22 protein-coding genes and 1 riboswitch are annotated in these 19,118 nt (G+C 39.2%); of the genes, 20 read left to right on the forward strand and 2 right to left on the reverse strand.

Annotation, left to right across the window (positions count from 1 at the left end):
* The first annotated feature begins 354 nt into the window (after positions 1–354).
* The 16 genes from ACI48O_RS05030 (at position 355) to ACI48O_RS05105 (ending at position 15,714) form a co-directional block, all read left to right on the forward strand.
* Complete coding sequence (locus ACI48O_RS05030) at positions 355–582, forward strand: YqzK family protein (protein ID WP_435560637.1); 228 nt, start codon at positions 355–357, stop codon at positions 580–582.
* A gap of 7 nt (positions 583–589) precedes the next feature.
* Positions 590–1,480, forward strand: coding sequence for a site-specific tyrosine recombinase XerD (gene xerD, locus ACI48O_RS05035; protein ID WP_435560638.1), 891 nt, complete (start codon positions 590–592; stop codon positions 1,478–1,480).
* Positions 1,481–1,665: 185 nt separating this feature from the next.
* Positions 1,666–2,844, forward strand: a complete 1,179-nt coding sequence (deoB, locus tag ACI48O_RS05040) for a phosphopentomutase (protein WP_435560639.1) — start codon at positions 1,666–1,668, stop codon at positions 2,842–2,844.
* A gap of 21 nt (positions 2,845–2,865) precedes the next feature.
* Complete coding sequence (locus ACI48O_RS05045) at positions 2,866–3,684, forward strand: purine-nucleoside phosphorylase (protein ID WP_435560640.1); 819 nt, start codon at positions 2,866–2,868, stop codon at positions 3,682–3,684.
* A 39-nt stretch (positions 3,685–3,723) separates the two neighbouring features.
* On the forward strand, positions 3,724–5,028 hold the full coding sequence (locus tag ACI48O_RS05050; protein WP_435560641.1) for a pyrimidine-nucleoside phosphorylase: 1,305 nt from the start codon (positions 3,724–3,726) through the stop codon (positions 5,026–5,028).
* A gap of 165 nt (positions 5,029–5,193) precedes the next feature.
* On the forward strand, positions 5,194–6,372 hold the full coding sequence (locus ACI48O_RS05055) for a D-alanyl-D-alanine carboxypeptidase family protein (protein WP_435560642.1): 1,179 nt from the start codon (positions 5,194–5,196) through the stop codon (positions 6,370–6,372).
* 123 nt (positions 6,373–6,495) lie between these two features.
* Entirely contained in the window at positions 6,496–6,846 is a 351-nt protein-coding gene (spoIIAA, locus tag ACI48O_RS05060; protein WP_435560643.1) for an anti-sigma F factor antagonist, read from the forward strand.
* Positions 6,847–6,849: 3 nt separating this feature from the next.
* Entirely contained in the window at positions 6,850–7,290 is a 441-nt protein-coding gene (gene spoIIAB / locus ACI48O_RS05065; RefSeq protein ID WP_435560644.1) for an anti-sigma F factor, read from the forward strand.
* Between the two features lie 12 nt (positions 7,291–7,302).
* Positions 7,303–8,061, forward strand: a complete 759-nt coding sequence (sigF, locus tag ACI48O_RS05070; protein WP_435560645.1) for an RNA polymerase sporulation sigma factor SigF — start codon at positions 7,303–7,305, stop codon at positions 8,059–8,061.
* A gap of 296 nt (positions 8,062–8,357) precedes the next feature.
* Positions 8,358–8,978 carry a stage V sporulation protein AA gene (locus ACI48O_RS05075; protein WP_435560646.1) on the forward strand — a complete coding sequence of 207 codons (621 nt, stop codon included), beginning with the start codon at positions 8,358–8,360 and terminating at the stop codon, positions 8,976–8,978.
* Positions 8,968–9,387 (forward strand): stage V sporulation protein AB, encoded by a 420-nt coding sequence (locus ACI48O_RS05080; RefSeq protein WP_435560647.1) that lies wholly within the window; start codon positions 8,968–8,970, stop codon positions 9,385–9,387. Before ACI48O_RS05075 ends, ACI48O_RS05080 begins: the two co-directional genes overlap by 11 nt.
* Positions 9,388–9,411: 24 nt before the next feature.
* Entirely contained in the window at positions 9,412–9,996 is a 585-nt protein-coding gene (spoVAEA, locus tag ACI48O_RS05085; RefSeq protein WP_435560648.1) for a stage V sporulation protein SpoVABEA, read from the forward strand.
* Positions 9,974–11,455, forward strand: a complete 1,482-nt coding sequence (locus ACI48O_RS05090; protein ID WP_435560649.1) for a spore germination protein — start codon at positions 9,974–9,976, stop codon at positions 11,453–11,455. Before spoVAEA ends, ACI48O_RS05090 begins: the two co-directional genes overlap by 23 nt.
* Before the next feature lie 137 nt (positions 11,456–11,592).
* The gene (gene lysA / locus ACI48O_RS05095; protein ID WP_435560650.1) at positions 11,593–12,912 is read left to right on the forward strand and encodes a diaminopimelate decarboxylase; all 1,320 of its coding nucleotides are present in this window, start codon (positions 11,593–11,595) and stop codon (positions 12,910–12,912) included.
* Between the two features lie 58 nt (positions 12,913–12,970).
* Positions 12,971–13,154, forward strand: a riboswitch (cyclic di-AMP (ydaO/yuaA leader).
* Between the two features lie 132 nt (positions 13,155–13,286).
* On the forward strand, positions 13,287–15,110 hold the full coding sequence (locus ACI48O_RS05100; RefSeq protein ID WP_435560651.1) for an APC family permease: 1,824 nt from the start codon (positions 13,287–13,289) through the stop codon (positions 15,108–15,110).
* A 238-nt stretch (positions 15,111–15,348) separates the two neighbouring features.
* Positions 15,349–15,714 carry a GNAT family N-acetyltransferase gene (locus ACI48O_RS05105; protein ID WP_435560652.1) on the forward strand — a complete coding sequence of 122 codons (366 nt, stop codon included), beginning with the start codon at positions 15,349–15,351 and terminating at the stop codon, positions 15,712–15,714.
* Here the strand turns inward: ACI48O_RS05105 and ACI48O_RS05110 are convergent, their stop codons facing one another.
* Both ACI48O_RS05110 and ACI48O_RS05115 read right to left on the reverse strand, forming a co-directional pair.
* Positions 15,715–16,248 carry a DUF309 domain-containing protein gene (locus tag ACI48O_RS05110; RefSeq protein WP_435560653.1) on the reverse strand — a complete coding sequence of 178 codons (534 nt, stop codon included), beginning with the start codon at positions 16,246–16,248 and terminating at the stop codon, positions 15,715–15,717.
* A gap of 162 nt (positions 16,249–16,410) precedes the next feature.
* Positions 16,411–16,500 carry a YjcZ family sporulation protein gene (locus ACI48O_RS05115; protein ID WP_435560654.1) on the reverse strand — a complete coding sequence of 30 codons (90 nt, stop codon included), beginning with the start codon at positions 16,498–16,500 and terminating at the stop codon, positions 16,411–16,413.
* A 195-nt stretch (positions 16,501–16,695) separates the two neighbouring features.
* Here ACI48O_RS05115 and ACI48O_RS05120 point away from each other — a divergent pair, with 195 nt between their 5' ends.
* The 4 genes from ACI48O_RS05120 to ACI48O_RS05135 all read left to right on the forward strand — a co-directional run bounded on the left by ACI48O_RS05120 (position 16,696) and on the right by ACI48O_RS05135 (position 19,101).
* Complete coding sequence (locus tag ACI48O_RS05120) at positions 16,696–17,445, forward strand: segregation/condensation protein A (protein WP_435560655.1); 750 nt, start codon at positions 16,696–16,698, stop codon at positions 17,443–17,445.
* Positions 17,441–18,034, forward strand: a complete 594-nt coding sequence (gene scpB, locus ACI48O_RS05125; protein WP_435560739.1) for an SMC-Scp complex subunit ScpB — start codon at positions 17,441–17,443, stop codon at positions 18,032–18,034. Before ACI48O_RS05120 ends, scpB begins: the two co-directional genes overlap by 5 nt.
* Positions 18,035–18,162: 128 nt before the next feature.
* Positions 18,163–18,582, forward strand: a complete 420-nt coding sequence (locus tag ACI48O_RS05130; RefSeq protein WP_435560656.1) for a hypothetical protein — start codon at positions 18,163–18,165, stop codon at positions 18,580–18,582.
* A 30-nt stretch (positions 18,583–18,612) separates the two neighbouring features.
* Positions 18,613–19,101, forward strand: a complete 489-nt coding sequence (locus tag ACI48O_RS05135; protein ID WP_435560657.1) for a YpuI family protein — start codon at positions 18,613–18,615, stop codon at positions 19,099–19,101.
* Positions 19,102–19,118 lie beyond the last annotated feature (17 nt).

Below are 19,118 nucleotides of genomic sequence, written 5' to 3' on the forward strand. Positions count from 1 at the left end.
AAAGAGGCTGATTTTATTCCGGTTCCCTCACTACCACGCAAGTTGGCAGTGCTCAAGGGCTACACCAAAATAAGTCAGCCTCTTTTTTATAACTTTCATTTTAAAATATGGCTTTGTCAAAGCTTCTTGTTGATTGGAGCGGAAGGTGCGAGACTCCTGCGGGAGAAGGTGTCACGGGAGACCCCACAGGCGCTATGGCGCCGAGGAGGCTCCCGGACTCCCCCGCGGAAAGCGAGCACCTGAAGCGGAAATCCACAAGAAGCTTCACCCAGCCTAAAAAAATAGTAGAAAAGGTATAAATCCTACCACCTTTGGCATACCTTGTACTAGTAGTAAACGGCTGGAGGATGTAAAATGAAAGTATGGTTTAAGCTTTTTATAAAATCGATAAAGGTCTTTATTCTGTTTACGGGATGCACGATCCTTTTTTATTATGGAATGATGTGGGTCAATGAAGAGTATCAAAATTATCATCGCTACGATGAGCCAGAGGGCTCAGCACTGAAAGTATCAGCACCTGTAGACGGACAAAATATGCCTTGGCTTGACCGGCTAATATTGTTTTATTTAAATGGGGAGTAATGATATCATGGAAGATCGGCTTCGAGATTTTATCCATTTTTTAATTGTAGAAAAAGGACTGGCAAAAAACACAATCATATCTTATGAACGGGATCTTCGAAGTTATCTGAACTATTTAAAGACAACCGAGCTGATGACCGACCTTAATGAAGTTCAACGGTTTCAAATCATTCGTTTTTTAGCAACATTAAAGGATCAAGGGAAATCATCGAAAACGATTGCCCGGCATATTGCCTCACTCCGTGCTTTTCATCAATTTTTGCTGAGAGACAAAGCGGTGGAACGGGACCCGACGGTTCATATTGAATCTCCACAGCGAGATCAATCTTTGCCCAAGGTGTTAAGCATAAAGGAAGTAGAAAAATTGCTAGACTCACCTAAGGTTCACGACCATTTTGGACGAAGGGATAAAGCGATGATTGAGCTTCTGTATGCTACTGGTATACGGGTAAGTGAGCTGATCGGTTTAAATTTAGGTGATGTCCATTTAACGATGGGGTTTATTCGCTGTATCGGGAAGGGAAACAAGGAAAGAATCATTCCAATTGGCAGGACCGCTACCTCGGCATTACAAGATTATTTAGAAAATGGAAGACATTTATTTTTAAAAAAACAAAAAGACGATGCGTTGTTTTTGAATCATCTTGGTAGAAGGTTAACTAGACAAGGCTTTTGGAAAATCTTAAAGCGACTCACCCATAATGCGGGGATTACAAAGGAATTAACCCCCCACACACTGAGGCATTCGTTTGCTACCCACTTGCTCGAAAATGGGGCTGACCTCCGCGCTGTTCAAGAATTGCTGGGGCATTCGGATATTTCTACAACGCAAATTTACACTCATGTAACGAAAACAAGATTGAAGGATGTTTATAGCCAATTTCATCCGCGAGCTTGATAGTTTAATAGAAGAGAAAAAAGCTGTCGAAAAAAACGCAGCTTTTTCTTGTCTCTTGCTACTATTTTTGAGTACAATTAAGATGTCAGACTTCTGACAAATAAAAATGGTTATTCAGATTGTCAGAAGGGAATTCTAAAGATAAATGTAAAAACAGATTCAACCGAAGGAGGATGAAACTGATTATGCCTACATACAAACGAGTATTTTTAGTTGTTATGGATTCAGTTGGAATTGGAGAAGCGCCTGATGCTGAACATTTTGGTGATAAAGGTTCAGATACTTTGGGACATATTGCGGAAAAAATGAACGGCTTGCACATGCCCAATATGGGGAAGTTAGGACTAAGCAATATAAAAGAAATAAAGGGAATTGAAAAAGCCATCGCTCCACTTGGGTGCTATACGAAAATGATGGAAGCTTCAGTCGGAAAAGATACGATGACAGGACATTGGGAAATCATGGGTTTAAATATTAAAACCCCTTTCAAGGTATTCCCGGAAGGTTTTCCGGATGAATTGATCTCAGAGCTTGAGTCTCGAGCCGGGAGAAAGATTATTGGGAATAAGCCCGCTAGTGGCACAGAAATTTTGGATGAACTTGGTGAACAACATATGAAAACCGGGGACTTAATCGTCTATACATCGGCGGATTCGGTTTTGCAGATTGCTGCCAATGAGGACATTGTTCCGATTGAAGAGCAATATAAAATTTGTAAAATGGCTAGAGAATTAACGTTGGACGAGAGATATATGGTGGGCCGGGTTATTGCCAGACCTTTTATCGGTCAACCAGGCGATTTTAAAAGAACGGCAAATCGGCATGATTATGCGTTAAAACCATTTGGACGAACAGTAATGAATGAATTAGCCGATACAGGCTTGGATGTTATTGCAATCGGGAAAATATCGGATATTTATGATGGTGAAGGTGTTACACAATCCTGGAGAACGGTATCCAATATGGATGGAATGGATAAATTGCTACAGTCATTGGATGTCGATTTTACAGGATTAAGCTTCGTCAATTTAGTCGACTTTGATGCCCTATATGGCCATCGTCGTGATCCAATCGGTTATGGAAAGGCGTTAGAAGAGTATGATGTGCGTCTTGCCGAAGTATTGGAAAAAATGAATGAAGATGATTTATTAATGATCACAGCGGACCATGGAAATGATCCTGTTCATCACGGCACAGATCATACACGCGAATACGTACCTTTAATCGTTTATTCAAAAAAGATGAACGCAGGCAAGGAATTGCCGCTGCGCCAAACTTTTGCGGACATCGGCGCAACCATAGCAGAAAACTTTAATGTAAAGGCACCGGATTTTGGAACGAGCTTTTTACATGAACTAGATTAAACGTTAAGGTTGGTGAAGAAAATGAACTTTGAAAAAATTGAAAACGCTGCAAAATACCTGCATGAGCAGTATGAGGCTGTCCCGAAAATAGGGTTAATTCTTGGTTCAGGCTTAGGAGTTCTTGCCGATGAAATCGAAAATGCCGTAAAAATACCTTATGATAAGATTCCGGATTTTCCGGTTTCTACAGTGGAGGGGCATGCTGGTCAGCTTGTTTTCGGAACATTAAATGGAGTAGAGGTTGTCGCCATGCAAGGGCGCTTCCACTTTTATGAAGGCTACAGCTTTGAAAAAGTAACCTTTCCGGTTCGGGTAATGAAGCAATTAGGGGTCGAAACATTGATTGTAACCAATGCAGCCGGTGGGATTAATGAAAGCTTTGAGCCTGGAGACTTAATGCTGATCGCTGATCATATTAATAATATGGGCACAAATCCACTTATCGGTCGAAATGATGCTAAGCTTGGCCCCCGTTTTCCGGATTTATCGGAAGCTTATAGCCGTTTTCTGCGTGATAAGGCAAAAGGGATTGCAGAACAATTACAAATTCCTGTTAAGGAAGGAGTTTATGTCGGGAATACCGGTCCATCCTACGAGACTCCTGCTGAAGTAAGAATGCTGAGAACGTTAGGCGGGGATGCAGTTGGAATGTCAACTGTACCAGAAGTCATTGTGGCCCGGCATGCTGGCCTGAATGTGTTGGGTATATCGTGTATCTCCAATATGGCAGCGGGAATTTTGGATCAACCGCTTACTCATGATGAAGTAATCGAAACCACAGAAAAAGTTAAAGCTAATTTTATTAAATATATAAAAGCGATTGTTGCTTCACTTAAATGAGAAGATCATAGTTAATATTGAGAAACGTGGTGTTCATAAATGAGAATGGTCGATTTAATTGAAAAAAAACGAGATGGTCTTGAACTGGCGAAAGCGGAAATAGATTTTATTATTAGTCAATATACCGCGGGCGATATACCCGATTATCAGATGAGTGCTTTAACGATGGCCATTTTTTTTCAAGGAATGACAGACACGGAGCGGGCCAATCTAACGATGGCAATGGTTGAATCGGGAGATCAAATTGATCTTTCGAAGATTGAAGGAATTAAGGTGGATAAGCACTCAACAGGCGGAGTAGGGGATACAACCACTTTGGTACTCGGTCCATTAGTTGCTGCCGTTGGGGTTCCGGTTGCAAAAATGTCCGGGCGCGGTTTAGGGCATACGGGCGGGACAATTGATAAGCTTGAGTCTGTTTCGGGGTTCCATGTGGAAATTGAGAATGAGGAATTTATTGAACTTGTAAATAAGAATAAACTGGCTGTCATTGGTCAAAGCGGAAACTTAACTCCTGCGGATAAAAAGCTTTATGCACTTCGTGATGTAACCGCAACAGTAAACAGCATACCGTTGATCGCAAGCTCCATTATGAGTAAAAAAATTGCCGCTGGTGCCGATGCGATTGTTTTGGATGTAAAAACGGGTGCAGGCGCTTTTATGAAAACTCTTGATGAAGCAAGAGAACTAGCCAAGGCAATGGTCGGAATCGGAAACGATGTCGGCCGAAAGACGATGGCTATTATATCCGATATGAGTCAGCCGCTTGGATTTGCGATCGGCAATGCATTGGAAGTAAAAGAAGCAATTGACACGTTGCGCGGTGATGGTCCAAAGGATTTAACGGAGCTTTGCTTAACGCTAGGCAGTTATATGGTTTACCTTGCTGAAAAAGCTGATTCACTCGAACAGGCTCGTGAACTTTTACAAGCAGCAATCGAAGACGGTTCAGCGCTTGAAAAAATGAAGCAGTTTCTATCTTCACAGGGCGGGGACGGTTCGGTTGTCGATGACCCTGCTAAACTCCCACAAGCAAAGTATACGTTTGAATTGCCGGCTAAAGACGATGGATATGTTGCAGAAATAGTTGCAGATGCTGTTGGTTCAGCTGCAATGCTGCTTGGTGCCGGAAGAGCAACGAAGGAGTCAACTATTGATCTGGCGGTAGGACTAGTGCTCCGCAAGAAGATTGGGGATAAAGTAGAGAAAGGTGAATCCCTTGTCACAATCTATAGTAATTTTGAAAACGTTGCTGAAGTGCAAGAGAAACTCTATCAAAGCATCAGGTTATCACAAGGTGAAGTAAAGGCACCAAGTCTTATTTATGAGCAAATAACTGAATAAATTTGAAAAAACGCCAAGGTGAAACTTGGTGTTTTTTATGCCCTTTTTTAAGGGTAACTAGTCTAAGAATAGTAAAAGAAAATATTCCCTTTAATAATAGAAAACTGTATAAAAATGGTTTTAATGGAAAAAATGAAGGCTATTAAGAATGGGAGGTTTATGGTTATGAAACGAAACGTATCGATAGTAATAGCGATATTACTTAGTCTAACATTAGTCATTCCAACAGTTTCTGCAGAAGAACAACAACAAGAACAAAGTACACAGCTTGTCGACAACGCCAGGTCTGCCATTTTAATTGAAAGAGATACAGGCTCGATTTTATATGAAAAAAATAGTGATGAGAAATTACCACCAGCCAGTATGACCAAAGTTATGACCATGCTTTTAATCATGGAAGCGATCGACCAAGGAAAGCTTGATTGGAAGGAGAAAATCCGTGCCAGTGAATACGCAGCGTCCATGGGTGGTTCGCAAATTTTCTTAGAGCCTGGCGAAGAAATGACGACAGAAGAGATGCTAAAAGGAATTGCCATCGGTTCAGGAAATGATGCCAGTGTTGCCATGGCTGAACGAATTGCTGGTTCAGAGCCCGCGTTTGTGGACATGATGAATGCTAAAGCGAAGGAACTGGGGTTGAAAAACACTCATTTTAAAAACACAACAGGTCTGCCTGCAGAAGATCATTACAGCACTGCTCATGATATGTCGATGATGGCAAAGGAACTTTTAAAATATCAAGACATTACAAGGTTTACCGGCACGTACGAAGCGTACTTGCGTGAAAATACTGATAAGAAATTTTGGCTCGTAAATACGAATAAGCTTGTTCGTTTTTATCCAGGAGTGGATGGCTTAAAAACGGGCTTTACGGGCGAAGCGAAATATTGCTTAACAGCTACCGCCCAAAAAGATGGAATGCGTGTAATCGCAGTTGTATTTGGTGCACCAACATCGAAGGAAAGAAATGCCCAGGTTACCAAAATGTTAAATTTTGCTTTTTCTCAGTACAAGACTCATCCGATCTATAAGCGCAATACCGCGGTAGCACTTGCAAAAGTGAGTAAAGGGAATAAGAAGACCGTTGGTGTCGTGACAAGTGAACCGATTTCGTTATTAACGAAAAAGGGTGAAAATATCGCTGAAGTTGAGAAAAAATTTATCATCGATAAAAATATTAAGGCTCCAATCACAAAAGGTGACCGAGTCGGAACACTTCAGCTTGTCAGCAAGGGAAAGGTTGTTATGGAAAGTCCGCTTGTATCCAATCAGACCGTAAAAACAGCAACTTGGTGGGAATTGTATAAGCGTTCCTTTGGAATGTTTTCTAAAATTGGGGATTAACTGTCGAATCTACGCTTATGACAACTTCTTTTAGCGAATACCCACTAGTTTTGTCCATTAAGAAGGAAACCGTTTTACTTGTGACGAATTGACTCACTATACCAAATAAGGAGGCATTGGATAGTGAGTCTAAACATTGATATGGATATAAAGCATGACGTTTTATGCATTCGGTTAGCTGGAGAATTGGATCATCATACAGCTGAACAGCTTCGCGAACTTGCATCCAAGGCAATAGAGGATTCTAACATCCGACATATTGTTTTAAACCTAGAACAATTGACATTTATGGATAGTTCGGGACTAGGGGTTATTTTAGGCCGATATAAACAAATTAAACAGGTTGATGGTGAAATGGTGGTATGCGCAATTTCTCCAGCAATTAAAAGATTATTTGATATGTCAGGATTATTTAAAATCATTCGGTTAGAGCAGACGGAAGAATTTGCTTTACAAAGATTGGGGGTAGCCTGACATATGAAAAATAAAATGGAGCTGCAATTTAGCGCATTAAGCCAAAATGAATCGTTTGCCCGGGTTACTGTAGCAGCATTTATTGCCCAGTTAGACCCGACAATGGATGAATTAACCGAAATTAAGACCGTTGTATCTGAAGCAGTAACAAATGCGATTATTCACGGTTACGATAATGATCCGAAGGGGATCGTCTTTATATCCGTTACATTAGAGGATGGTTTTGTTGAAATGAAAATCAGAGATGAGGGAATCGGTATTCGTGACGTGGAAGAAGCCCGTCAACCTCTATTTACAACAAAACCAGATTTAGAAAGGTCTGGAATGGGTTTTACCATTATGGAAAACTTCATGGATGATGTAGAGGTTACTTCGCAGACAGGCAATGGAACGATCGTCACGTTACGAAAGCATTTATCACAGAACAAAATGCTGTGCAATTAAGGAGTCTTGCCTATGGATGTGGAGGTAAAAAACAATAGTAAGCAGATCTATCTTAAGGACCATGAAGTGAAAGAACTGATTAAAAGAAGCCAAACAGGGGATCAAGCCGCCCGGGACTTGATTGTTGAAAAAAACATGAGGCTTGTATGGTCTGTTGTTCAGCGATTTCTAAATCGTGGCTATGAGCCAGATGATCTCTTTCAGATAGGCTGCATTGGACTGTTAAAGTCGGTCGATAAATTCGATTTATCGTATGATGTTAAATTCTCCACTTATGCCGTTCCAATGATTATTGGTGAGATCCAGAGGTTCATTAGAGATGATGGAACCGTTAAGGTAAGCAGATCATTAAAGGAATTAGGGAACAAAATACGCAAGGCTAAAGATGAACTGTCTAAAACGATTGGCAGAATCCCAACTGTTAATGAGTTGGCTGAGTTTTTGGAGATTTCAGCTGAAGATATTATCATGGCACAGGAGGCTAGCAGAACACCAACCTCCATTCATGAAACTGTATTTGAAAATGACGGGGATCCCATTACGTTGTTAGATCAAATTGATGATGGAAATGAAGAAAAATGGTTCGACAAAATTGCCCTAAAAGAAGCCATACTTGAGCTTGATGATCGGGAAAGATTAATTGTATACCTTAGGTATTATAAGGATCAGACTCAATCAGAGGTTGCTGCAAGGCTAGGGATTTCCCAAGTTCAAGTATCAAGATTGGAGAAAAAGATTCTCCAGCACATGAAAGACCGTATGGATCTATAATCCGTGCGGTTTTTTTCTTTGTTTAGGAAATAACAGATTCTTATGCTGTGGATAACTTTTACAACGCTAGACTCGCCCAGCTCCTAGTGGACTTCGCCCACCTCCCTACGATAAGTCAACATCGAATCGCTATCGCTCTTCGTGTTTCCTTTATCTCAGTCGATGTGCTCCAGTCCTGTCGTGAGCTACCCGGGCGCTTGCGCTTTTGTTCTTTACCTCCAAAATTTGGCCAACATGAAAAAATTTCTGTAACTCATACTACTTATAAGAAATCATTGGTTTGGGAAGTGAATGGGATGGAAAAAACAATCTACATTCGCATGAGGAACCGCAGCCAAGTTCGACAAGAGGGAAAAGTATATATACAGGATATCGCTCAAATTATTGCTGATGATCACCTTGATAAACAAATTCGCGTACTCGAAGTTTATCAAGTGAAAAATGAAGATCGAAATATTGTTGTGGTAGATGCGATGACCGTAATAAAGAAAATAACAAAGGTGTTTCCAGACTACGAGGTTCAGATGATTGGACCATCACAGACGATTGTTGAGGTTATTTTTAAAAAAAGAAAGTTTTCGTTGCCCGCTTTTCTGTTAATTTGGTTTTTATTATTTTTCGGAGCCGCCCTAACGATTATGAACTTTCATGAAGATGTCAGCATGCAAATTGTTCAACAAAGGTTGTATACGATTATCACAGGAAAAAAAGAAGTGAAGCCGCTCCTATTTCAAATTCCATACTCCTTCGGCTTGGGACTTGGGATGGTGCTTTTCTTTAATCATTTCTTTAGGAAAAGAATTAATGAAGAACCAAGCCCCCTCGAAGTGGAAATGTTTAATTATCAGCAAGATATAGATCAATATGTCATCATGCACGAAAACAAAGAAAGTATGAAGCATATCGATGATCATTGATCTTATCCTTGTTATCTTTATTAGTCTTGCCGGTGGTTTAGCAGTTGGAGCGGGTTTTGTGGCTTTTTTAACCGTCTTGGGAATCATTCCAAGATTAACCCAGTTATCTAAAACGATGAAAATGATTCATTTTTATGAATGGGCGATTGTTTTTGGGGCTGTTTTTGGAACCTTCGCTAGTCTTAGAGACCCAATCATTATCCTCCCATCCTTTTTATTAATCATCCTTGGTTTAACCGGTGGTGTCTTTGTTGGAATGCTTGCTGCCGGATTAACGGAAGTATTAAATGTTTTCCCAATTTTAGCCAAACGTGTGGGAATTGAGGACCGGATCGAAATCCTGATGATGGCAATTGTATTAGGGAAGGTTTTTGGTTCACTGTTTCATTGGATCTATTTTGTAAATTAACGCTAGACGGGAAGGAATAACATCATGAATCAACGGAGAAGGGTCATTTTAATTACAGATGGTGATGATTATGCAAGAAGGTCTGTAGAAACAGTGGCAGCAGAAATTGGCGGTAGGTGTATTTCGATGTCCCATGGGAATCCGTCTATATTAACTGGTCCGGAATTGGTTAAGCACATCAAAAAAACTCCCTATGACCCCGTGTTTGTCATGTTTGATGATAGTGGGTATGTTGGCGAAGGAGCCGGTGAAGAAGCATTAAAACATGTAGCTACCCACGAGGACATCGACGTTTTAGGTATCATAGCGGTTGCGGCTAAAACGAGGCAGGCTGAATGGACGAAAGTGGATGTTTGCATTGATAGGGAGGGGGTATTAACACCATATGGAGTCGATAAATATGGTGAACCCGAACTGGAAATAGGGCGGCTTTACGGGGACACGGTCTATTGTTTAGATCAGCTTAATGTTCCAATTATTGTTGGAATCGGAGACATTGGAAAAATGGCTCAGCATGATCATTACGAAAGAGGGTCTCCCATTACGAAAAAAGCTGTAGATATCATTTTAGAAAGGAGTGGATATTATGGCAGCCAAAACAAAAGATAAGATTCCAATTCCCGAGTCAGTGGAAGAAATAGAGGATTTTTTTAAAGAAAAAATTGGCCTGGAAAGCAGCTTTGATCTAGGGGTTCGAAAGCTTAAAATAATCAGGAAAAATGTCCATCTTTACTATGTTAATGGGCTGGGGGATACTCAGTTCATTATGGAAATAATGGAGTCGCTGATCCGGATCAACGATCATGAAAAGCTATCTGCAAACCTGTTCCATATTATTGAAAATCATCTCATTCATCAATCTGTTAAACCAATTGAAACATTAGATGAAATGGTAGATCAGGTGTTGTCTGGTTTAATGGTAGTGGTGATTGAAGGTGAGCAAAAAGCCTTGGTGGTCGATGTCCGAAGTTATCCTGGGCGCCAGCCGCAAGAACCTGATACAGAAAAGGTTGTCCGTGGTTCACGAGATGGCTTTGTCGAAAATATTGTTGTAAACACAGCGTTAACGAGACGAAGAATTCGTGATGAGAGACTTCGATTTGAAATCATTAAAGTTGGGGAACGCTCAAAGACCGATATTGCCGTTGCTTATATTAAGGACGTAGCCGACACAGATCTTATCAGCATCATTAAAAAAGAAATACAAGCTATTAAAATAGATGGTTTAACAATGGCGGATAAAGCTGTAGAAGAATTTTTACTAAAGCAGGGGTATAACCCTTATCCACTTGTTAGGTATACCGAAAGAGCGGATGTGGCAGCCACGCATCTTTTAGAGGGGCATGTCCTGATTTATGTCGATACCTCACCGAGCGTCATCATAACGCCGACGACTTACTTTCATCATATGCAGCATGCAGAGGAATTCCGTCAATCACCTGCTGTTGGAACGTTTGTAAGATGGGTGCGCTTCCTTGGGGTTATAATCTCGATATTTCTCTTGCCTTTATGGTTTCTGTTCGTTGTAGAGCCCCATTTTTTACCAGAGCAGCTAGCGTTTATCGGACCAAATAAGCATACAAATATTCCAATTGTAATCCAGCTTTTCCTAGCTGATATTGGGCTTGAATTCTTAAGACTAGCAGCAATACATACCCCTACACCTCTTTCAACCGCAATGGGCTTAATTGCTGCGGTGTTAATTGGTCAAATAGCGATTGAAGTAGGCTTATTTGTCCCTGAAGTGATTCTTTATGCTTCCCTTGCCACAATTGGTACGTTTACAACGCCAAGCTATGAACTAAGTATTGCAAATAAAATTGGCAGACTAATGTTGTTAATCGCGGTTGCAATCTTTCATGCACCAGGATTCGTCATTGGCTCTACCGTATATTTCTTATTATTAGTGGCAATCCGCTCATTAAATACGCCTTATCTGTGGCCGTTTCTTCCATTTAATCCAAGAGCAGCTTGGCAAATTTTGATCCGTACAAGTGTGCCTGGCGATAAAATTCGGCCAAGTATTGTTCACCCAAAAAACCGTCAAAAGCAACCGGCTAATTCCTAGAAAATGATTTACAGACGAATGGTAATTATGATAAAGTTGGTTTAATTAAATTTTGGATACAGAAAAATAGACAGTATCTCTCGCAGAAACTGTCTATTTACTTATATATTTGAAATGCATTTTCGGAGGGGAAAACGATGTATTTTCACGGAACAACTAAAATTAATAATAGGGGTCACTTAGAAATAGGCGGCTTAGATACAGTAGACTTGGCGGAACACTTCGGGACCCCGCTCTATGTGTATGATGTAGCGTTAATCCGCGAACGAGCTCGAGGGTTTAAGAAAACGTTTGATCTTCTTAATGTACCTGCTCAAGTTGCTTATGCAAGCAAGGCCTTTTCAACAGTTGCAATGGTGCAATTGGCTAACGAAGAAGGGCTATCCCTTGATGTCGTGTCAGGTGGAGAGTTATATACTGCTCTACAAGCTGAATTTCCAGCTGAAAAAATCCACTTTCACGGAAATAACAAAAGTGTTGAAGAGTTAGCAATGGCTATTGATGCCCAAATCGGTTGTATCGTAGTGGATAATTTTTATGAACTAGAGCTGCTGGCACAAATTTGTGAGAGCAAAAAAGTAAAGACAAGTATCTTATTAAGGGTTACTCCAGGTATTGAGGCACACACCCACGATTATATTTTAACAGGCCAGGAAGATTCAAAATTTGGCTTTGATTTACAAAACGGGCAAGCGGAAAAAGCATTGCTTGAAGCATTAAAATCGGAATGGTTTGATGTTTTGGGTGTCCATTGCCATATTGGCTCACAGATATTTGAAACGACAGGTTTTATTTTAGCGGCCCAAAAGTTGTTTGAGAAATTGTCACAATGGCAGAACTCCCACCAGTTTCATTCAAAGGTATTAAATTTAGGTGGAGGCTTTGGAATCCGTTACACCGATGAGGACGAGCCGTTACAAGCACATCAATATGTTGAGGAAATCATTTCAGAGGTTAAGAAGCTGGCACAACAAAATAATATGCAGATGCCAGAAATATGGATAGAGCCAGGAAGATCATTAGTAGGAGATGCGGGGACTACCCTATATAAAGTGGGTTCACGCAAAGAGGTTCCAAATGTACGAAATTATTTAGCTGTTGATGGAGGAATGACTGATAATATTCGTCCAGCCCTTTATCAAGCTAAATACGAAGCTGTTTTAGCTAACCGTCCATTAGCTGCAATTGAAGAGACTGTGTCAATTGCCGGAAAATGCTGTGAGTCCGGGGATATGCTTATTTGGGATCTTCCATTGCCAAAAGCTTGTGACAATGATCTATTAGCTGTCTTTTGTACGGGGGCTTATGGTTATTCAATGTCCAATAACTATAATCGAATTCCACGACCGCCAGTTGTTTTTGTAGAAAATGGGGAAGCAACTCTTGTAGTTAAAAGAGAATCCTATCAGGACCTTGTAAGACTTGATTTACCATTAAATTCTAAAGTAAAAATCTGAGAAAAAAATACTCTTTACAAACTATAGAGTACGGGAGTATTATTATCATCAGTTTCATATTTCTAAATCGCTTAATCCAATTGGAACGGGGAAACCAATTTGCGGGCTACTTTGCTCGCTTGGGGTGAATACTTATGTACGCTCAGCTGTGGCGCATGGCGCTTCTGCTCTTCTACTAAGTTAGGGCTATTCTATGGTCCGAATCCGACAGCTAACCTCGTAAGCGTTATGGGAGAGGAAGATGACAACTGATGTGACATTGTTTAAATATGTCCACAGAGGGATGTTTCATGCTCTGTGGACTTTTTTTGTTTATTCGATGATTCTATTTAAGGGAAAAAGGTTTTAATTTTTATGTTGGTGGTGTTGGAGTCATGTTGTCAGCGGTAAAAAGGTTTTTAATTGGCCGTCCGTTAAAATCAGCCGCGCTTGGTGAGCAAAAGCTTAACAAGTTAAAAGCATTAGCTATTCTTTCTTCGGATGCACTTTCATCGGTAGCATACGGAACAGAGCAAATTTTATTAGTATTGGTTACGGTGAGTACTGTGGCCTTTTGGTACTCCTTACCTATTGCAGTAGGAGTTTTATTTCTATTAACGGCACTTATTTTATCGTATCGCCAAATTATTTTTTCTTATCCGCATGGTGGAGGAGCTTATGTCGTTTCGAAGGAAAACCTGGGAGTGAACGCTGGCCTGATTGCAGGCGGTTCATTGCTTGTAGATTATATACTGACTGTTGCGGTAAGTGTTTCTGCCGGAACAGATGCGATTACGTCTGCATTTCCTAAATTACATGATCATACGATATTGATTGCTATTATTCTTGTTATTTTCATTACATTGTTAAATTTAAGAGGCGTAACAGAATCTGCTTCCATTCTTGCTTATCCGGTTTATCTTTTTGTCATTGCCCTATTCGTTCTAATTGGAGTTGGCGGATTCAAAATTTTGACCGGGCAGGTATCGCCGGAATTACACCCAACTCTCGGGACTCCTGTTGCTGGAATTACCTTATTTTTATTGTTACGGGCTTTTGCCTCTGGATGTTCAGCCTTGACAGGCGTTGAGGCCATTTCTAACGCAATCCCGAACTTTAAAGATCCTGCACCCAATAATGCAGCGAAAACATTAATATTAATGGGTTCTTTACTTGCAATTTTGTTTTCTGGTATTACTTTTTTAGCTTATTATTACGGGATTAAGCCATCTCCAACGGAAACGGTAGTATCACAAATCGCGAATCAAACATTTGGCCGCAATGTCATGTATTACTTCATTCAAGGTACAACCGCTTTAATTCTTGTCTTGGCGGCGAATACTGGTTACTCTGCTTTCCCATTGTTAGCTTATAATTTGGCGAAAGATAAGTATATCCCTCGGATGTTTACTATGCGTGGAGATCGTTTAGGATACTCAAACGGAATATTAACACTTGGGGTTGCTTCGATTATTCTCATTATTGCTTTTAAAGGTGAAACGGAACAATTGATCCCTCTATATGCTGTTGGTGTTTTTATTCCGTTTACATTGTCGCAATCCGGGATGATTGTGAAATGGTTTCGGGAAAAACCAAAGGGCTGGGGATATAAATTTATTATTAATTTCGTGGGTGCTTTGATTAGTTTTACTGTTATGATGATCTTTTTTATCACAAAGTTTACCCAGGTGTGGTCCGTTCTTCTGTTCTTACCTATCATTGTGTACTGTTTTCACCGAATTAACAGACATTATGAATCAGTTGGAGAACAATTACGGCTCAAAGCAGGTGAACCTGCTGTTTTAATTGAAGGAAATGTAATCATCGTTCCAGTAGCTGGGATCACCCAGGTAGTTGAAAACTCGATTAACTATGCAAAATCCTTAACTGATCAAGTGATTGCGGTTTATGTTTCCTTTGATCGTGAAGATGAAAAGCTATTTGAACAGAAGTGGAAAAGCTGGCAACCGGATGTCAGATTGGTTACCTTACATTCGCACTATCGAAGCATTATTCAACCGTTAACGAAGTTTATTGATACAGTAGAGCATAAGGCTGCCGAGTCAAACTATTGGGTAACGGTATTAATTCCACAATTTATACCGAAAAAAAGCTGGCATAATATATTGCATAATCAATCAAGTATATTAATTCGTGCCTTTTTGTTATATAAAAGAAAGGTTGTTGTAGCAACTGTTCCGTATCACTTCCAAAAATAAACGGATTCCCTCCTCTGTTTGGGGATTAATGGAAATAGATGCTTTTTTAGTGTAGAATATGGTTATGAAATTATCATTGAACAAAATCAATGAATTTTGTATGATGATAACAATGATGTTAGTTTGCAACAATCAAACTTGATTACATATAATGTCAAGGTAAAAGAAAATGGATTACATGTTAGCCGTTTTGAGATTTTGGTCTGGACATGTTTATTTAATTAATGAGGGATACAATATGTTAATTCGTTATAAAAAAACTTTTGAGAAAATTGCAATGGGCTTATTATCATTTATGCCAACTGAAAAGGATTTGAAAAAGTTACAGCAAACGATGAAACAGTATGAGACGGATGAAAACTGGCAGCTTTTCCTCTGGAAAGAAGAGGATATTATTGGTTTGATCGGGGTCATTATTGAAGTAGATTGTTTGGAAATTCAGCATATTTCTGTGAATCCTTCACATCGACACCATGGGGTAGGAAAAGAAATGGTTATGGCCTTAAAGGAAATGTTTCCTGGTAAAGGCTTTAAACCGAATGAGTTAACTGCACCATTTATAGATAAATGTTTACAATGTGGAAATACAGAAGGCAGGGGATAACTATTCCCTGCCTTTTTTATCGTTTTTTCTTGCCATGGCCACGGATCTTTCTTGAATAACATCACTGCGGTCTCTAAGCGCATGGCGATGAATAAGCTCTTTATTGTCTAGGTTGCTATCCACACCCCATTTAAGCCCTTTTGCAAAGGTAAGCTGCTGACATTCTCTTAATAAGCCAGGATCGGAAATTGGCAGATTAAAGCTAGAGTAAGGGAACCCTGATTTAATATGTATGAGGCGCTCTTCTAAAAATGGTATTAAACTTGTTAAATTTATCCCAAGTTGATGTGCTGTCTGTTCTTGTCCTTGAAAGATGGCTAATGATTTTGAAAGGGTTCGTGCTGCACCGGATAGATTTCCTCTTCGATAATGATAATTTGATACGGCTAGCAAAATAAACCCAACCCAAATAGAGTGCTTATCTTGGTTGGCTGTTTCTTTCCAATATTCCTCTAAAATCTCATGACATTCAAAATAATCGCGATCGCTATGAAAGTGAACTAAAAATTGAATGTAGGCACTTGGATACATCATATTCTTCTCCCTACAAAAAAGTTAATAACATTTTAACATAATATAAAGTATAAAACCCAGCAGAGAGCTGGGCTGGTGTATTTTATAAAATGGTGCCATTAAGAATGAATTTTTTGTTGATTGGAGCGGAAATCAACGAGTATTTTAAACGGAGCCTATTAATTAAAACCAGGAAGCACCAACAATGATTAATAAAATAAACAGAACAACAATTAACGCAAATCCTCCGCCGTGGCGAAATCCATCTGACATAATAATTCCTCCTCCAAGCTTTTTATACTGATTACAATTTCATCATATGTGACAAAAGAAAAGAGGTTTGGGCGATTGTCATTATTTTTGTTAAGAAAATTTTACACCTTGAAAATTCTATTGGATAACCTACTTTTATCCTCTATACTAGAAATAGTGTTTTTGAATAAGTAATGAGAGAATTACGGTGATAACATGCAATATAATGTTAAAATTGATGCCTTCGAGGGCCCGCTTGATCTACTGCTACATCTAATTAATCGATTAGAAATAGATATTTATGATATTCCAGTATCAGAAATAACCGAACAATACCTTCTGTATATACATGCAATGAAAGAGCTCCAATTAGATGTGGCTAGTGAATATTTAGTAATGGCTGCAACCTTACTTGCTATAAAAAGCAAAATGCTGTTGCCTAAATATGAGGAAGAGATACTGGATGAAGACCTTGAACTGGAATACGAGGATGACCCTCGGGACGAATTAGTTGAAAGATTAATCGAATATCGTAAATACAAAGAAGCCGCTCAGGATTTAAAAACGTTAGAGGAACAACGAAGCCTTATTTATACAAAAGCACCAAGTGACTTATCAGATCTAACCACCGTTCGCCAGGAGACGAAAGATCTTAATGTATCATTGTATGATATGCTGGGTGCTTTTCAAAAGCTGTTGAGAAGAAAAAAATTACAAAAACCTTTACCGACCAAAATAACCAAACAGGAGATCCCTATTCAAACAAGAATGAATGAAATTATTATAGAATTGAAAAACATTAAAGGCCGAAAAAACTTTTTTGACTTATTCCCATATCCGGACAGGGGGCATATTGTCGTGACTTTTTTGGCTATATTAGAGCTAATGAAACGAAAAGAAATTAATGTTGAGCAAGAACAAAACTTTGCCGATATCTTTGTCTCTGCCTGCGAAGGAGTGAATTGAATTGGATAATAATAAATTAACAGGGATTATTGAAAGTCTTTTATTTGCAGCGGGAGACGAAGGGTTGACCATTAAGCAATTAGCTGAAGTACTTGAAATAACCGAGTCAAAAGTATCGAATTTAATCGAAGAAATGAAACAAGAGTATAACCAGAATGAAAGAAGGGGTATTTCGATTGTTCAGCTTGCTGGCACGTTTCAGTTAGCTACTAAGAAGAACAATGCGGATTATTTGAAAAAACTGGTGGAATCACCTGGTAATAGTCACCTTTCACAAGCTGCGTTAGAAACTTTAGCGATTGTCGCATATAAGCAGCCTATTACCCGTATTGAAATTGAAGAGATTCGCGGAGTAAAGACTGAACGTCCGCTGCAAACGTTACAAGCGAAAGCGCTGATAAAAGAAATAGGGAGAGCCGATGGTCCAGGACGTGCCATTCTTTATGGAACGACAAAGGAGTTTCTGGACTATTTTGGTTTAAGAAATATTGAGGAGCTTCCACCCCTCCATGAAAAGGTGGAAGAAGAATTTATCCAAGAAGAAGCGGATTTGTTTTTTGAAAAATTTCAAGAAGCCATTGATTCGTAACTTTTCTGACACATTTTCGATTTGATTATGGTAAAATAAAGTTGTAATTTTATGAATATGTTAATTTTTTTCATAAACGATAGCTGAACCATAATGGGTTGCGCACTTGTGTGGAGGAGGGAGCAGTTTTGCTTGTAAAAATATGCAAAGGCTATGAACTGGAAAAAGAAAAGCCAAACACTTCAGAAGATTTTTTTAATCGAAGTGAAGTGGTGTATATTGAAAATGGAGAGGAAAAAACACTGCATGTTTTATATGTTCGATTTTTTGATGAACAATTCAGTGATTTTACCCCATATAAAGAAAATCCCATTTTTCAAATAGGCAGCAAAGGTATAACCTTCAAGGATATTGTTGCACTTGTTTGTTTAATTAGAAATCCTGAGTTTCGTAATCGAAAGCGGATTTACATAAATACTATAGAAGAGCTGACTTCTTATTTTCAAGGGATTGATTTTGAAAAGTTACCTGAGATTTTTCATGCTTTAGAAGAAAAACAAGGGTATGAATTACAATCTCCGTTGGAATATAATGTTCAATCTAAGTAGAAAAAACAGCTCTAAAAGGGGGATAAGGATATGGGAAATACGATTGCAAAAGCTCAAATAGAAGATGTAAAATATTTTCTTGCGAAAACTAGCGCTGAGCTAGAAGAATTTTTAAATGAAAACACCCTTTCCGGTTTATTAGAAAAAAAACCTGGTAATCAGGACTATTATAAGCTTTTGTTAGGGAATATTAGAAAATTGCTTGTTTATTGTGAAGAGAGCTTGGATTCATGTAAAGTCATCTTGCAGACGGAAACTTTTCCTAAAGCAGCAGCCGAAAAGACTCTTTACCGGATTTATCATCAATGTATAGAAGAGTTCTTTTCACCTAAAAGTGATGTTTGGTTTGAAGATAGCCGTTCAGCTTACACGGGAAAAAATTCAATCAAGCTTCGTCACGATGCTCCGGATAATTTGAAAAAGCTAATCGCAGGCCTTGAAGGTGAATTCCAAAGAGTCAGGGAAGAACTGCAATATTACGAAACTGATTACCTTACAAAAATAATGCAATCAAAATAAGAACAAACAGGTGGCCA

The sequence above is a fragment of the Neobacillus terrisolis genome (assembly GCF_051233475.1).
In the GTDB taxonomy this organism is placed as follows: Bacteria; Bacillota; Bacilli; order Bacillales; family Cytobacillaceae; genus Bacillus_BU.

Bases quoted from the DNA above. Each gene is read 5' to 3' on its own strand.
- ACI48O_RS05030 (WP_435560637.1), top strand. From the start codon at position 355: ATGAAAGTATGGTTTAAGCTTTTTATAAAATCGATAAAGGTCTTTATT.
- xerD (WP_435560638.1), top strand. From the start codon at position 590: ATGGAAGATCGGCTTCGAGATTTTATCCATTTTTTAATTGTAGAAAAA.
- deoB (WP_435560639.1), top strand. From the start codon at position 1,666: ATGCCTACATACAAACGAGTATTTTTAGTTGTTATGGATTCAGTTGGA.
- ACI48O_RS05045 (WP_435560640.1), top strand. From the start codon at position 2,866: ATGAACTTTGAAAAAATTGAAAACGCTGCAAAATACCTGCATGAGCAG.
- ACI48O_RS05050 (WP_435560641.1), top strand. From the start codon at position 3,724: ATGAGAATGGTCGATTTAATTGAAAAAAAACGAGATGGTCTTGAACTG.
- ACI48O_RS05055 (WP_435560642.1), top strand. From the start codon at position 5,194: ATGAAACGAAACGTATCGATAGTAATAGCGATATTACTTAGTCTAACA.
- spoIIAB (WP_435560644.1), top strand. From the start codon at position 6,850: ATGAAAAATAAAATGGAGCTGCAATTTAGCGCATTAAGCCAAAATGAA.
- sigF (WP_435560645.1), top strand. From the start codon at position 7,303: ATGGATGTGGAGGTAAAAAACAATAGTAAGCAGATCTATCTTAAGGAC.
- ACI48O_RS05075 (WP_435560646.1), top strand. From the start codon at position 8,358: ATGGAAAAAACAATCTACATTCGCATGAGGAACCGCAGCCAAGTTCGA.
- ACI48O_RS05080 (WP_435560647.1), top strand. From the start codon at position 8,968: ATGATCATTGATCTTATCCTTGTTATCTTTATTAGTCTTGCCGGTGGT.
- spoVAEA (WP_435560648.1), top strand. From the start codon at position 9,412: ATGAATCAACGGAGAAGGGTCATTTTAATTACAGATGGTGATGATTAT.
- ACI48O_RS05090 (WP_435560649.1), top strand. From the start codon at position 9,974: ATGGCAGCCAAAACAAAAGATAAGATTCCAATTCCCGAGTCAGTGGAA.
- lysA (WP_435560650.1), top strand. From the start codon at position 11,593: ATGTATTTTCACGGAACAACTAAAATTAATAATAGGGGTCACTTAGAA.
- ACI48O_RS05100 (WP_435560651.1), top strand. From the start codon at position 13,287: ATGTTGTCAGCGGTAAAAAGGTTTTTAATTGGCCGTCCGTTAAAATCA.
- ACI48O_RS05105 (WP_435560652.1), top strand. From the start codon at position 15,349: ATGTTAATTCGTTATAAAAAAACTTTTGAGAAAATTGCAATGGGCTTA.
- ACI48O_RS05110 (WP_435560653.1), bottom strand. From the start codon at position 16,248: ATGATGTATCCAAGTGCCTACATTCAATTTTTAGTTCACTTTCATAGC.
- ACI48O_RS05115 (WP_435560654.1), bottom strand. From the start codon at position 16,500: ATGTCAGATGGATTTCGCCACGGCGGAGGATTTGCGTTAATTGTTGTT.
- ACI48O_RS05120 (WP_435560655.1), top strand. From the start codon at position 16,696: ATGCAATATAATGTTAAAATTGATGCCTTCGAGGGCCCGCTTGATCTA.
- ACI48O_RS05135 (WP_435560657.1), top strand. From the start codon at position 18,613: ATGGGAAATACGATTGCAAAAGCTCAAATAGAAGATGTAAAATATTTT.